Below are 14,360 nucleotides of genomic sequence, written 5' to 3' on the forward strand. Positions count from 1 at the left end.
GGACGCCGCGAGCTCCGCCGCCTGGTCGTGCTGGGCCACCGTGCACGGGTTCGCCGAGCTCTGCCTGCACGGTCCGCTGGCCGCTCTGCCGGCATCCGAGCAGCGCCGCCTGGCGGCATCCGCCGTCGACGCGATCATCGCCGGCATCCGCTCCTGACGCAGCTGTTCCTGACGCCGCCCCACCCCACCGCGGCGTCGACTGCACGACATCGGTTCCTGAGCGAGGAGCGCAGCGACGAGACGAAGGGCGCCCAGTGCACGGCTCGTTCGCGCGAGGTTCCCGCGCGCTCGGCGAGGTCCCGTGCTCTCGACGAAAGGAGGGGGTGCGGGATGCCATCATTCACGCGGGGGAACGACTGCTTCAGAAAGGGTGACGTCCGGTGACCGAGACGCACGAGTCCGACAACGCGCAGAGCGGCGACTTCTTCGACCAGCTGCTGACCTCCGCCCCCGGCAAGGAGCACGCGTCGTTCACGCAGGCGTTCCGTGGTTACGACAAGGCCGAGGTGGACGCCGCCCTCGCGACCCTGCGCGACCAGGTCGCCCGCCTCAGCGCCGACCGGGAGACCGCGGATGCCCGCCACCGCGACGCCCTCGAGGCGCTGCGCGCCGACCACGCGCGGGCGCTCGCCGACGCCGTCGCCGGCAACGACGCCCGCCTGGCCCGGCTGGAGGACGAGCTCGCCGCAGCCAGGGCGCAGGCCGAGGACGCCGCCGCGCAGGTGAGCACCCTCGCGACCGAGCTGAGCGACGCGCCCAAGGGCGCCGACGAGCCGCAGAGCCGTCAGCAGTTCGAGGCCGTGCTGCGCGTGGCCGAGGACCAGGCGAGCGTGCTGATCCACAATGCCGCCACCCAGGCCGAGCGCCTGCTGCAGGCCGCGCGCGAGGCCGCGACCGTGCGCACCGAGGCCGAGAAGGGCGCGGCTGCGCTGCGCGCCATGGTCACCCGCGAGACCACCGACCAGCGATCGGATGCCGAGCGCGAGGTGCGCGAGATGAACGCGCGCGTGCTGGAGTTCGAGGAGACCCTCACCCGCCGTCAGGACGACGCGCAGCAGAAGTTCCTGATGCTGCACAACCAGGCCGTCGCGCACGCCGAGCGCATCACCACCGACGCCAACGAGCAGGTGGCCGCGTCGCTCGAGCACGCGCAGCGCATCTCGGCGAAGGCCGAGGACTACGAGCGCCTGATGCGCAGCCAGGCGCAGGCCATCGAGGCCGAGGCGCAGGTGAAGTCCCGCGAGACCCTCGACCGCGCCCGCGCCAAGGCGCAGAAGATCATCGACTCGGTCACCGGCCACGCCACCGCCGCACTGCGGGATGCCGAGGACCGCACCCGCCAGCTGCGCTGGCAGCAGCAGCAGCTGAACAGCTTCATGGCCGAGGTGCGCGAGCTGATCCGTCCCGAGGGCGTGCTGGCGAAGCCGGCATCCGCTCCCGCGCCGGAGGCCACCGCGCCGGAGGTCGCCGAGGTCGAGGCGGATGCCGAGCCCGACGACGCCCTGGAGGCGGAGCTCGACGACCTGGTCGAGGACGAGGCGACCGACGAGGACGGCTCCGACGAGGACGTCGAGCTCGAAGAGGACGAGACCGCCCGCGCCTGACCGCCGCGCTCCTCTGACCCATTGCGGTCGACAGCACGACATCTCGCCGAGCGCACGGCTTCTTCGCGCGAAGATCCGGTGCACTCGGTGAGGTCCCGTGCTCTCGACGGAGAGCAAGGGGGCGGGGACGGGCGATCGTCCCGGAGCGGTTCACAGGCGCCCGTCCTAGACTCGAGGCATGGCTCAGCGGAACACCTGGCAGCGGGAGCGCGTGCGCGATGCGCTCACCGACGCGCGCGGTTTCGTGAGCGCGCAGACCCTGCACGCCGATCTGCGACAGGCCAACACCGGCATCGGCCTGGCCACCGTGTACCGGGCGCTCGCCGGGCTCGCCGCATCCGGTGAGGCGGACTCCCTGCAGAGCCCCGAGGGCGAGGCGCTGTACCGCGCCTGCTCGACCCAGGGGCATCACCACCACCTGATCTGCCGCTCGTGCGGACGCGCCGTCGAGATCGAGGCCAAGGACGTCGAGCAGTGGGCGCAGCGCACCGCCGCGGCGTACGGCTTCACGCAGGCCGAGCACGTCGTCGACATCTTCGGCCTGTGCGCCGAATGCGCGGCCCGGCTCGCGAGCGAGACAGAGCCATCGGGAGCGGGCGAGTGACCTCAGCCCCGTCCCGGATGCCGCAGACGGCATCCACCGGTGCGGTGCACGCCCATCGGCATCCGCCCCGGCGCATCCCCACGGGGCGGGCGATCGGGATCGGGGTCGGCATCCTCGCGGTGCTGGTGCTCATCGATGTCTTCGTGCCGAACCTGTTCACGAAGGCACTGCCCGATCGTGCTCAGGACGGTCTCACCCTCACGCTCAGCGTGCTGATCGAGGCGCTGCCGTGGGTGATCCTCGGCGTGGTGCTGTCGATCGTGGTGCAGGTGTGGCTGCCCGCGGACGCCGTGCAGCGCTGGCTGCCGCAGAACGCCTGGGTGCGGCGTGCCGTGCTGTCGCTGCTGGGGATGTTCATCCCGGTGTGCGAGTGCGGCAACGTGCCGTTCGCCCGTGGCCTGATGATGCGCGGGCTCGCGCCGGCCGAGGCGCTGACCTTCCTCGTGGCGGCTCCCATCGTGAACCCGATCGTGATCCTCACCACGCACGCGGCGTTCGGCTGGGACGGCGGCATCCTGATCGCGCGCCTGGTGGGCGGTTACCTGATCGCGAACCTGATCGGCTGGATCTACAGCCGCCACCCCGATCCGCAGGCGCTGCTGACCGAGCGGTTCGTGGAGACCTGCGAGCAGGTGGTGCACGAGCCCGGTTCGCCGACGCGGCGCAGCCTGATCCAGTTCCTGGTCGAGCTGCGCGCCGTCATGCCGGCGCTCGTGATCGGCTCGGCGCTGGCCGGGGCCGTGCAGGTGCTGGTCCCTCGCGATGTGCTGCTGGCGATCGGATCGAATCCCGTGCTGTCGATCCTGGCCATGGTGGCGCTCGCGATGACCGTGGCGATCTGCTCGAACGTCGACGCGTTCTTCGCACTGTCGTTCGCGTCGACGTTCTCGTCGGGCGCGATCATCGCGTTCCTGCTCGTCGGGCCGCTGGTCGACGTGAAGATGCTCGCCCTGCTGCGCACGACCTTCGTCGCGCGTGTGCTTGCCGGACTCGTTGGCCTGGTCGTGCTCAGCGCCTGCGCCATCGGGATCGGGGTGAACGTCTTTGGCTGATCACGTGGACGAGCCCCGTCGCCTGCACGCGCTGGCCTCTCGCTGGCTGGGGCTGGGCCTCGCGACCGTCGTCGCGGTCGTGACGCTCGGACTCGCCGTCGCCGGCCGGCTGACGATGTACATCAGCCCCGACACCGTGTGGTTCGCGTGCCTGGCGGCGATCGTGATGCTCGCGGCCGCGGTCTGGTCGTGCACTCTGCCGCTCGGCGTGGAGGGCGATCACGACCACACTCACGGAGCCTCTGGCCCGGATGCTGCGGCGCATCGCCGCCGCGCGCTGCAGACGGCGGGCGTGGTCGCCGGCGGCATCGTGTCCTCGGCGGTCGTGCTCGCCGCGCTGCTCCTGCCGCCGGCATCCCTCTCCGCGCAGCTGGCGGTGTCGCGGGCGGGGGAGAACCCGGTGCTCTTCGCGGGCGCGGATGACGTGACGCTGGGCGTCGCGGACACCACGACGTTCGGCGTCGGCGACTGGGCGAGCGCCTTCGCCACCTCGACCCGCCCGGAGGAGTACGACGGCGCCTCCGTGACCCTGACCGGCTTCGTCACGCCGGGCAAGGGCGGAGAGGCCGGTCTCACCCGCATGATCATCACGCACTGCGTGATCGACGCGCAGCCCGCCACCGTCCCCGTCGGCGGTGTGGCGGGCAAGTACTCGACCGGCCAGTGGATCGAGGTCACGGGCACCGTGCGCGCGGAGGCCGACGGCACACTGCGCATCGAGCCGACTTCGGTGAAGAAGGTCGCCGAGCCGAAGGACCCCTATGAATACTGACGGCGAGGCTCCGCTCACCCGGGCCCAGCTGCGTGCGCTGCGCGCCGCCGCGGAGGCCGCCGAACCGGCTCAGGAGCCGGAGGCCACTCGCGCGGCGGAGCGGTCCGCGACCGAGCCCGCCGAGGCCGATCCGGATGCCACGGCAGCGCGCGCGGAGGAGGCCCGGCGCGCGGCGACGTCGGCGGAGGCGACCGCTGCGCCCCCGGCTGCGCCGCCCACCATCCGGCATCCGGTCACCGCTCCCGGGGGCGCGCCGCGCCCCGCGACACCGGCACCCGCCTCGCAGCATCCGACGCCCGCGCCCACCGCGGCATCCGACCCCTCCGGCTACACTCCGGGGGCCGACACGCCAGATATCGGACCGATTCGCGGGATTCGTCCGGAATCTGGCGTGTCGGCCCCCGATCTGGAACCCGTCCATCCCGCCGAGCCCATCGCCGACGAGAACACGCCCGCCGAAGACGCGCCCGCCGACCGGCATCCGCTCCCGGCGATCCCCGCTCCCACCTCGCCCATCACGACCGGCCTCGCCGTACCCGAGCCCGGTCCCCGGGAGCCCGGCGTGTCCGGACCCGTCCGCGGCCGCCGCTCGACGCACACCGAGCTCGCTCCCGAGCCCGCATCGACTCCCGCATCGGCTGAGCCCCGCAGCCGCCGCTTCGCCCTGGCGCTGTTCTCCGTGCTCGGTGTGCTCGCGCTGGTGGTGGCGGCGCTCGGTGTCGTCAGCCTCACCCAGGGTCCGCGGATCTCGTCGACGTCCGTGAACGCCGCACAGGCGATCCAGACCTCGGGCAGCCGCCTCACCCTCACGCTGAACCAGCGGGTCGACTCGCTCGACGCGAAGCAGGTCAGCGTCACGCCCGCTGTCCCGTTCACGGTCGACGCGGCGGGGCGCAGCATCGGCATCCGCTTCACCACGGCGCTGAACGACGACACCACGTACTCCGTCAAGGTGTCCGGCGTCGTCGGCGCGGGAGGCGGGCCGGCGTCCGATCTGGCGACGACGTTCCGCACTCCGGCATCCCGCATCCTGCTGCTGCAGCGTGCGCCCGGCGGCAAGGACGACAAGATCTTCAGCACCGACCTCACCGGCGAGCGGGCGAGGCCGGTGTTCGAGCACCCGCGCATCGACGACTACCGCGTCAGCGGGAACAGCCTGGTCGTGGCCGTCGAGGAGAAGGGCGGCTCGCGCCTGATGGTCATGGATCTCGACGGCTCGCATCAGCGCGAGCTGAAGCTCCCCGGCGTCGGCTACGTGTCCTCGGTGCAGCTCTCCGACCGCGGTGGCTACGTCGGCTACAGCTACTCCGACCGCGACCTCACCGAGACCTCCGGGCGGGCGAGCGTGCTGGTCACGCAGTCGTTGAACGGCAAGGGGAAGCCCCGCATCGTGGAGGTGGGCGGCAAGGAGGCCAGCGTCGCCGAGTGGCAGTTCGTGCCGGACACCTCGTCGCTGCTTTTCGTCGACTTCGACGGCGCCCTGGGCCTGCAGGATGCCCGCTCCGACGGCGCCGTGAAGTCCATGGGCGTCGCCGCCAGCATCCTCGGCGTGAGCCGCGGCACCTACACGGCCATCGTCGAGCGCGCCGACGGGACCATCATGCAGGTCGACCTGACCGATGGATCGGAGACGCCGCTGCCGGCCTCCACCCCGGACTACGGCGACGCCGACGCGATCGTGCCTTTCCCCGGCGGCACGGTGCGTCACGTCACCCAGCGCGACGAGGGCGGCATGCCCACCGGCCAGGCCGTCGTGCGTGTCGACGACAAGGGCGCCGCGAAGATCGTCGCCGAGGTCAGCGGCGCGGATGCCATCGTGCAGACCTGCGTGTCGCCCAGCGGGCAGTACGCGGCCGTCGTGATCGCCCCCGACCTGCCGAGCAACCCCTACGACGAGCTGCTGCTGCCCCTGCCGGGGACGCTGCACACGCAGCTGATCGACCTCGACGGCAAGCGGGAGCTGCCCACGCTGAACGGCTTCGACATCTCCTGGTGCGCGCAGGCGCCCCACCCGTGAGCACCCGCATCACCGACCGCAGAGGAGGTGACATGACGCATCTCGCCGATCGCGCCGAGCTGGTCGACCTGCCTGTGGACGTGGCCCCGCGGCTGCTCGGCGCGCACCTGATCACCGTCGTCGACGGCGTCGAGACCCGGCTGCGGATCACCGAGGTCGAGGCGTACCACGGCAAGGGCACGGGCGCCGTGCCCGATCCCGGCTCGCACGCGCGGATGGGACCGACCGCGCGCAACGCCACGATGTGGGGCGAACCGGGGCACCTCTACGTGTACCTCAGCCACGGCATCCACTCCTGCATCAACGTCGTCTGCGGCCCGGAGGGCGAGGCGGGCGGTGTGCTGCTGCGCGCCGGGGAGGTGGTCGAAGGGACGGATGCCGCCGCTGCGCGCCGCGGCGTCGAGACGCCGCTCGGGCGGACGGCGCTGCGCGACCTCGCCCGCGGCCCTGGACGTCTGGGCCAGGCCGTCGGCCTGCGCCACGCGCTGCACGACGGCATCGACTTCGTGTCCGGTGCCGAGCTGCACGGCGCCGTCGCCCGGCTGCTGCTGCTCGACGAACCCCTCTCGGACGTGTCCGCCGGCCCTCGCGTCGGTGTGGCCGGCGTCGCGGGGACCAGCGCGTTCCCCTGGCGGTTCTGGATCACGGGCGACCCGACCGTGTCACCGTTCCGGTGGGGACGCGGTGCGGCCGAGGCCGCCGCTCTGCTGGACGAGCTCGGCGATCCCGTCGCCTGAGTCGCGCTCGGACACCGTCGCGCGTGCGCGCCCGATCTCAGGCGGATGCCGGGCAGCCGCAGGACTCGCGGATGCGCAGCCGCGTGCGGAATGCGCGGTGATCGCGCACCGCGTCCGGCTCCAGGAGCAGCCGCACCGCGGCATCCGCCATCTGCTCCAGCGGCTGCACCGCCGTGGTGAGCCGCGGCCAGACGAAGTCGGCGACCACGGTGCCGTCGAAGGACACGATCGCGATGTCGTCGGGCACGCGGATGCCGCGCTCGCCGAAGGCAGCGAGCATGCCGATCGCGATCTGATCGGATGCCGCCAGCACCGCCCGGGGCCGTACCGCTCCGTCGAGCAGCTCCACCGCCGCGTCGTACCCGCCCTGATAGGTGAACGGGGTGTGCACCAGCGGGCCCAGTGGCAGGTGCGCGGAGGTGAGCGCCTCGCGCCAGCCGCGCTCGCGCGCGTCGTACCGGGCCGCGCTGCCGGCGAACGCGATCTCGCGGTAGCCGTGTCCGATCAGGTGCTCGGTCGCCTCGCGGGCACCCACCGAGAAGTCCACGCCGACACTGTGCAGACCGTCGGTCTCGCCGAACTGCCCGATCACGACGGCGGGTATTCCGAGCGACTCCACCAGCGACTGCTCGCCCGCGGTGAGCACATCGGCGATGATCAGCCCGCCGATCTGGCGTGACAACAGGTCGCGGATCTGCTCGGACGTGGAGGTCTGCGTGCGGTCCGAGTTCACGATCAGCAGGGATCGGCCGGCATCCGCCGTCGCCTGGTCGAGGGCATGGCAGAGTTCGGCGAAGAACGGGCTTCGGTTGTCGTGCACGAGCAGGCCGAACATGTCGGCGGCGCCCATCGACAGCGCGCGGGCGGCGGCGTTCGGACGGTAGCCCAGCACCCGCACGGCGTCGAGCACCCGCTCCTTCGTGAGCGGGGCGACAGCCTTCGGTCCGTCGTTGAGCACATAGCTGACCACCGCTGTGCTCACGCCGGCGTAGCGGGCCACGTCGGCGCGGGTCACCGAGCGCGAGCGGCGCTCAGCGGGCATCCGCGTCTCCCATGTCGGGGATAGTGAGGCGCTCCCCGCCGCGACGGGCGGACTCATGCGCGATCACGCCGGGAAGAGTGAACCGGGCCGCCTGCCAGGCGTTCACCGGCGGCAGCGTGTTCTCGTTCACGGCCCGCACGAAATCATCCACGAGGAAATGGTGACTGCCCTCGTGACCGTTGTGCAAGGGGATGAGCTCCGCGGGGATGCGGCCGCGCTCGGCCTCGTGGATCGCGGCGTAGCCGGACACGAACGCGTCGCGCAGCGCGGGGGCCACGTGCGCGAGCGACGGATCGTCGTGCGCCACCGACGCGTGCGTGTCGATGAGGTGCGAGATGTCCTCCACGCCGGTCTTGTCCTGCCACACCGTGGTGAGCGCCAGCTGCTCGAACGAGCCCTCGGTGCCGAACCAGCGGAACCGCGACTCGCGCAGGTGCGAGGGGTAGCCGACGCGGCGGAACTCGTTGACGCGCATCGATCCGCCCGCGGCGAGCTCGAACAGCGCGGTCGCGTTGGAGAAGTCGTTGTCGAACTGGCTCACCGCGCGGTCGAACACGCCGTCTCCGCGCTGATCCACGACGCCGATGGCCGAGACCGCCGTGGCGTGCGTGGGCCAGGCGCCGAGCACCCCGCCGATCGAATGGGTCGGGTAGAGCAGCGGCGGGTAGCTGGCGGTGGCCTTCCAGTTCTCGCCGCCCGAGTACTGGTACGCCTCGTAGAAGCCGAGGTCCATGTCGTGCACGTAGTCGCCCTCGCCGTAGAAGAGCCGGCCGAAGGCGCCCTCGGCGAGCTTCTGGCGGGCGAACACGGTGGACGGGTTGTAGTAGCTGGTCTCGCCCATCATGTAGGTCAGGCCGGTCTCGCGGACCGCCTCGATGATGGCGGCGATCTCGTCGACCGAGATCGCCATCGGCACCGCGGAGTAGACGTGCTTGCCCGCGCGCAGCGCCCTGACCACGAGCGGACCGTGCGTCCAGCGCTGCGTGAAGATGGCGACCGCGTCGATCTCGGGGGACGCCAGCATCTCGTCGAAGGATGCGAAGGTGCCGGCCAGGCCCACGGCGCGCACGAGCTCATCGGCACGTGCGGGGATCACATCGGTGATGTGCACCGCGGACACGCCGGGATGATGGTGGAAGAGCGTCGCGAACTGGCCAGCGAACTGGCCCGCGCCGACGATCCCCAAGGTGAACGCCATGCGCCCGAGTCTTCCATCGCGGGTCTACGGGTGTCAACATGAAAGGAGGCCCCGGAATCGTGCCCCTCAGAACGATTCCGAGACCCCCTGTACCCCAGTGATCTACGCGGGTAACGTACCACGAACAGGACGAATGCGCATCAGTTTTTTCCGCCATCGACAGCGACGCCGAGGACAGTGAGGACCAGACATGAAGACATCCCTGAATTCCAAGCGGCTCCTGGCGGGCGCGGCGGTCGCCACGACCGCGGCTCTCGCCCTGAGCGGATGCTCCGGCGACTCCGGCGGCACCGGAGGCGACGTCAAGATCGAGATGCAGACCAACTTCGGTGCGACCGATCCCTCGCTGAAGGTGCTGAAGAAGATCACCGACGCCTACGAGAAGGACAATCCGGGGGTCAAGATCGAGCTGGTCCCGTCCACCGACACCTACGAGGACGACATCAAGGTGCGGCTCTCGTCGAACGACATCCCGGACATCTGGGCCACGCACGGGTGGTCCCTGCTTCGGTACAGCAAGTTCCTCGAGCCGCTGGACGATCAGCCCTGGGCGAAGGACTTCAACAAGGCGCTGGCCCCGGCGATGCAGAACTCCGACGGACAGTTCTTCGCGCTGCCGATCGACACCGACGTCGCCGGCATCGTCTACAACCGCACCGTGCTGAAGGACGCCGGCATCGACCCGACGACGCTCACGGACTGGACCGCCTTCGAGACGGCGCTGAAGACGCTGAAGGATGCCGGGGTCACTCCCGTCTCGTCATCCGGCAAGGACAGCTGGTTCGCCGGCAACATCACCGACTTCATCGGCTCGGGTGACTTCAGCGAGAAGGCGCTGGACGGGTTCAAGGACGGCACCTTCGACGAGGCCGGATACACCCGCATCCTCGAGCACCTGTCCACCTGGCAGAAGGACGGCTGGATCAACCCGGACTACTCCTCGGCCACCACCGACGACCTCGGGCGTGCGCTCGCCGAGGGCAAGACCGGCTTCGTGTTCGTGCAGAACTACCTGGTCGCCACCGCGCTGGGCTTCGACCCGAAGGCCGACCTGGGCTACATGCCCATCCCCTCCGAGGACGGCAAGCCGTTCCTGGTCGGCGGTGAAGGCCGTGCGTACGGCGTCTCCAAGACCTCCCCGAACAAGAAGCAGGCGCTGGACTACCTCGCCTACCTCGCCCAGCCCGACAACCTCTCCGAGCTCGCCAGCTCGATCGGAGGCATCCCGGGCCTCACGAACGCGAAGAGCGACCTCGGCATCCTCACCGCCAGCTACGACCAGTTCGTCAAGCCGGGCACGCTGCCGCTCAAGCCGTACTTCGACCGCGTCTACCTGCCCAACGGCATCTGGGACACCATGGTCACCACCACCGACGGCGTGCTCACCGGACAGATGACTCCGGCGGATGCCGTGAAGCAGATGAAGTCGAGCTACGACTCGCTGCGCGGATGACGACCACCGTCAGGACGGTGCACAGGCCGAAACAGGGGACCGAGGGGTTGGTCCCCCGTTTCGCGAGCCGCGGCCTCAACCTGCTGTACCTGCCTGCGCTCGCCGTGCTCGGCGTGTTCATGCTGTGGCCCCTGCTGAACGGCGTGCTGCTGTCACTGACGAACTGGGACGGCTACTCGCCCGACCGGTCCTTCGTCGGCCCCGCGAACTATCTGCGGCTGTTCGAGGATCCGAACTTCCGCACCGCGCTCGGGAACACCTTTCTGTACGGCATCGGGTCGACCGTTCTGCAGCAGGTGATCGGACTGGGACTCGCGCTCGCACTGGACCGCCACGTGCGAGGGCGCGGCGTCGCCCGGGCGATCATCTACCTGCCCGTGCTCGTCTCGCCGATCGTGATGGGCACGATGTACTACCTGTTCCTCGCCTACAACGGCGGCGGGCTCAACGACCTGGTCATCGCGCTCGGCGGTGAGCGCACCGCGTGGCTCAGCGATTCCGGTACGGCGATCGGGCTGATCGTGGTGGTGAACTCGCTGCAGTTCGTCGGCATCTCGATGGTGATCTACCTCGCGGGCCTGCAGTCGATCCCCACCATGTACTACGAGGCCGCGCGACTCGACGGCGCCGGCGCCGCGCAGTCGTTCCGCAGCATCACGCTCCCGATGCTGCAGCCGGCGTTCGCGACGAGCATCGTGCTCAATCTGATCGGCGGCATGAAGCTGTTCGACGTGATCCAGGTGCTCACCGCCGGTGGACCCGGGTACTCCACCAACTCCGTGTCGACGCTGATCGCCAAGATGTACTTCGGCAGCCAGCGCGCCGGCTACGCCTCGGCGATGGGCGTGGTGCTGTTCCTGATCATCGCGGTGTTCACCCTCGTGCTGAACACCGCGCTCAACCGGCGAAGGCTGGAGCAGCTGTGAGCGCGATGAGCCCGGCATCCGTGGTGACCGGCGACGCCCGGCGCACGGCATCCGCCCCGCGCTCGCCGTGGCCCGCGCGCCTCGCGATCGGGGCGGGCGTGCTGCTCGCGGTGCTGCTGCAGCTGCTGCCGTTCTACATCACCGTCACCTCGGCGATGAAGGCGCGCAGCGACCTGTCCTCGCAGTGGCTGCCGCCGTTCTCCGGCATCCACTGGCAGAACTTCGCCACCGCGATCGAGCAGGGCGGCATCCTGCGTGCGATCGGCAACAGCGCGATCGTCACTCTCGGTGCCACCGTGCTGGTGTGCGTGCTCGGCGCGCTCGCCGCCTACCCGCTGGCTCGGCGACCCACGATCGGCAACAAGCTGGTTCTGGCCGGCGTGGTGGGGCTCATCATGATCCCGCCGCTGTCGATCCTGGTGCCGCTGTACTCGATGATGAGCCAGTGGCACGCCAACAACACCTACGGGGGCACGATCCTGGTGATGACCGCCACGCAGCTGCCGCTGGCGATCTTCCTGTACACCGCGTTCATGCGCGGGTTGCCGATCTCGATCGAGGAGGCCGCGTCGGTCGACGGCGCGAACGCCGTGCAGGTGCTGTTCCGCGTGGTGGTGCCGATGCTCAAGCCCGTCACCGCCACGGTCGTGATCCTCACCAGCGTGAACGTGTGGAATGACTACGCACTGAGCGTGTACCTGATGCGCAGCCCGGAGATGCGCACGATCGCGCCGGCGACTGCGACGTTCTTCTCCACCACCTCGAGCGACGTGGGCGCCGCAGCGGCGGCATCCCTGCTCTCCGCCCTGCCGGTGCTGATCGTCTACCTCGTGCTGCAGAAGTACTTCATCAAGGGCATGGTGGCCGGTTCGGAGAAGTGATCCGGTTCTGGTAAGCTGACTCCTTGTCTGTGCACACTCCTGTGCGCAGTTCGTGTCCCACTCCTTCCTCCCGGCCCTGTGGCCGTGTTCGAGGGTGGGATGCAGACAAGGGATCTTGGGTGAGGCCGTCCGGCCTCACGGTATAGAAGGAGTCACAACATGGCAGCAGTGTGCCAGGTGACCGGTGCTGTTCCCGGCTTCGGTCACAACGTCTCGCACTCGCACCGCCGGACGAAGCGCCGCTTCGACCCGAACGTGCAGAAGAAGACCTACTTCGTTCCGTCGCTCGGTCGCAAGATCACGCTGAACGTGTCCGCCAAGGGCATCAAGGTGATCGACGCTCGTGGCATCGAGAAGGTTGTCGCGGACCTCCAGGCGAAGGGTGTGAAGCTCTAATGGCCAAGAAGGCTCAGGACATCCGTCCGATCATCAAGCTGCGTTCGACGGCAGGCACCGGTTACACCTACGTGACCAAGAAGAACCGTCGCAACACCCCCGACCGCCTCGTGCTGAAGAAGTACGACCCGGTGGTCCGCAAGCACGTCGAATTCCGAGAGGAGCGTTAAGACATGGCCAAGAAGAGCAAGATCGCCAAGAACGAGCAGCGCAAGGTCATCGTCGCCCGCTACGCGGAGCGTCGTGCCGAGCTGAAGAAGACCCTGGTCGACCCGAACGCCACCGACGAGGCCCGCGAGGCCGCTCGCGTCGGCCTGCAGAAGCTGCCGCGCAACGCGTCGCCGGTTCGCGTGCGTTCGCGTGACGCCATCGACGGCCGCCCCCGTGGTGTCCTCACGAAGTTCGGCATCTCGCGTGTCCGCTTCCGTGACATGGCCCACCGTGGCGAGCTGCCCGGCATCACCAAGTCGAGCTGGTAAGCATCCGCTTGTGAAGGGGCGAGGATCTTCGGATCCTCGCCCCTTTCGCGTACCCGCTGGTATCCGCGTCATCCACCCGTTCGGGAGGAGAACTCACTGATGGGAGGAGGGATGCTGCGATTCCTTCCTCCCGAGTGTGAGAACTCCTCCCGAAGGGGAGGCCGCGACTGCTCCTGCACGGGCGACGTCTTCGAGCAGTGGTCCACAGAACATGGGATTCAAGGACTTCGGATGCGGTGATCACGGCCACCATCGTGGTCATGGACGTTCTGCGCGCACTGGACCTGTTCGACGGCGTGGCCCGAATCAAGACGCTGCGCGAGCTCGGCGCCACTGCGCACGAGCTGCGGCGCGAGCGGGAATGCGGTCGCATCTTCTCGGTGCGCCGCGGATGGGTGGCACGGTCGGGGTCTGATCGGATGCTGGTCGCCGCCGCGAAACGAGGAGTCGTGCTCAGCTGCGTGACCCTCGCCGCGAGACGTGACCTCTGGGTGCTGGACGCGTCCGAGCCCCATGTGGCGGCACCGCCGCATTCGGGGCACGCCAAGACAACGCGCGGAGTGGTGCACTGGAGCGAGCCTCTCTTTCCGCGGCATCCGGATTCCTGCGAGGACTCCCTCGAGAACGCACTGGTGCTGATCGCACGATGCCAGCCGCACGAGGCCGCACTGGCGGTATGGGAATCGGCGTTCAAGGCCGGACTCGTCGACCCCGGCATCCTGAGTCGCGCACCGCTGCCACCGGATGCGCGGCGGATGCTGGAGCAGGCGACCCCTTTCGCAGATGCGGGCACCGAGACGATCTTCCGTACGAGACTACGCTGGCTGCGCCTGTCCATCACGCCGCAGGTCTGGATCCTGGGGCATCGGGTCGATTTCCTGATCGGCGAGCGGCTCGTCGTCCAGATCGACGGAGGACACCATGTCGATGACCAGCGCACGAGCGATATCGCGCACGACGCGCTGCTGAAACTGCACGGCTACCACGTGGTCCGGATCAGTTACGACCAATTGATCAACCGCTGGCACGAGGTGCAGGGCAGCATCCTCGCCGCCGTAGCGCAGCGGTTGCACGTGGCGGCGTGACTGCCCCGTGCATTCGGGAGGAGAACTCGCTGATGGGAGGAGATTCCGGGCCTTGGAGTGGTCAAGTCCCGTGGTGTGGTGTCACTCCGGTTGCTCCCTGATGGTGGGTGATGG

15 protein-coding genes are annotated in these 14,360 nt (G+C 69.6%); 13 read left to right on the forward strand and 2 right to left on the reverse strand.

From position 1 onward, the window contains the following. The first annotated feature begins 380 nt into the window (after window positions 1-380). The 6 genes from BGN97_RS16940 (at window position 381) to BGN97_RS16965 (ending at window position 6,786) form a co-directional block, all read left to right on the forward strand. Window positions 381-1,604, forward strand: coding sequence for a DivIVA domain-containing protein (locus BGN97_RS16940; protein ID WP_292704145.1), 1,224 nt, complete (start codon window positions 381-383; stop codon window positions 1,602-1,604). A 178-nt stretch (window positions 1,605-1,782) separates the two neighbouring features. Further along, window positions 1,783-2,208 (forward strand): transcriptional repressor, encoded by a 426-nt coding sequence (locus BGN97_RS16945; protein WP_292704147.1) that lies wholly within the window; start codon window positions 1,783-1,785, stop codon window positions 2,206-2,208. Continuing rightward, entirely contained in the window at window positions 2,205-3,260 is a 1,056-nt protein-coding gene (locus BGN97_RS16950) for a permease (RefSeq protein ID WP_292704150.1), read from the forward strand. Before BGN97_RS16945 ends, BGN97_RS16950 begins: the two co-directional genes overlap by 4 nt. Window positions 3,261-3,264: 4 nt before the next feature. Beyond that, window positions 3,265-4,032 carry a TIGR03943 family protein gene (locus BGN97_RS16955; protein ID WP_292704153.1) on the forward strand — a complete coding sequence of 256 codons (768 nt, stop codon included), beginning with the start codon at window positions 3,265-3,267 and terminating at the stop codon, window positions 4,030-4,032. Next, the gene (locus tag BGN97_RS16960) at window positions 4,022-6,049 is read left to right on the forward strand and encodes a hypothetical protein (protein ID WP_292704156.1); all 2,028 of its coding nucleotides are present in this window, start codon (window positions 4,022-4,024) and stop codon (window positions 6,047-6,049) included. The genes BGN97_RS16955 and BGN97_RS16960 overlap by 11 nt, the downstream gene beginning before the upstream one ends. 32 nt (window positions 6,050-6,081) lie before the next feature. Further along, window positions 6,082-6,786: a DNA-3-methyladenine glycosylase gene (locus BGN97_RS16965; RefSeq protein WP_292704161.1), complete on the forward strand. Its 705-nt coding sequence runs from the start codon at window positions 6,082-6,084 to the stop codon at window positions 6,784-6,786. A 37-nt stretch (window positions 6,787-6,823) separates the two neighbouring features. Here the strand turns inward: BGN97_RS16965 and BGN97_RS16970 are convergent, their stop codons facing one another. Beyond that, window positions 6,824-7,828, reverse strand: coding sequence for a LacI family DNA-binding transcriptional regulator (locus BGN97_RS16970; RefSeq protein WP_292704164.1), 1,005 nt, complete (start codon window positions 7,826-7,828; stop codon window positions 6,824-6,826). Continuing rightward, complete coding sequence (locus BGN97_RS16975) at window positions 7,818-9,026, reverse strand: Gfo/Idh/MocA family oxidoreductase (protein WP_292704167.1); 1,209 nt, start codon at window positions 9,024-9,026, stop codon at window positions 7,818-7,820. The genes BGN97_RS16970 and BGN97_RS16975 overlap by 11 nt, the downstream gene beginning before the upstream one ends. Before the next feature lie 190 nt (window positions 9,027-9,216). On the opposite strand from BGN97_RS16975, the gene BGN97_RS16980 reads away from it, so the two are divergent. From BGN97_RS16980 to BGN97_RS17010, 7 genes are all read left to right on the forward strand, one after another. Then, window positions 9,217-10,479 carry an extracellular solute-binding protein gene (locus BGN97_RS16980; RefSeq protein ID WP_292704170.1) on the forward strand — a complete coding sequence of 421 codons (1,263 nt, stop codon included), beginning with the start codon at window positions 9,217-9,219 and terminating at the stop codon, window positions 10,477-10,479. Next, entirely contained in the window at window positions 10,476-11,405 is a 930-nt protein-coding gene (locus BGN97_RS16985; RefSeq protein ID WP_292704173.1) for a sugar ABC transporter permease, read from the forward strand. Before BGN97_RS16980 ends, BGN97_RS16985 begins: the two co-directional genes overlap by 4 nt. A 5-nt stretch (window positions 11,406-11,410) precedes the next feature. Continuing rightward, window positions 11,411-12,286, forward strand: coding sequence for a carbohydrate ABC transporter permease (locus tag BGN97_RS16990; protein ID WP_292704194.1), 876 nt, complete (start codon window positions 11,411-11,413; stop codon window positions 12,284-12,286). A 159-nt stretch (window positions 12,287-12,445) separates the two neighbouring features. Continuing rightward, on the forward strand, window positions 12,446-12,682 hold the full coding sequence (gene rpmB, locus BGN97_RS16995) for a 50S ribosomal protein L28 (protein ID WP_285638363.1): 237 nt from the start codon (window positions 12,446-12,448) through the stop codon (window positions 12,680-12,682). Next, window positions 12,682-12,852, forward strand: a complete 171-nt coding sequence (gene rpmG / locus BGN97_RS17000; protein WP_045250846.1) for a 50S ribosomal protein L33 — start codon at window positions 12,682-12,684, stop codon at window positions 12,850-12,852. The genes rpmB and rpmG overlap by 1 nt, the downstream gene beginning before the upstream one ends. Before the next feature lie 3 nt (window positions 12,853-12,855). Beyond that, a complete protein-coding gene (gene rpsN, locus BGN97_RS17005; protein ID WP_292704185.1) occupies window positions 12,856-13,161 on the forward strand; it encodes a 30S ribosomal protein S14 in 306 nt (101 codons plus the stop codon). A gap of 260 nt (window positions 13,162-13,421) precedes the next feature. Next, entirely contained in the window at window positions 13,422-14,246 is an 825-nt protein-coding gene (locus tag BGN97_RS17010; RefSeq protein WP_292704187.1) for a DUF559 domain-containing protein, read from the forward strand. The last annotated feature ends 114 nt before the right edge of the window (window positions 14,247-14,360 follow it).

It is taken from the genome of Microbacterium sp. 69-10 (assembly GCF_001897945.1).
GTDB lineage: Bacteria > Actinomycetota > Actinomycetes > Actinomycetales > Microbacteriaceae > Microbacterium.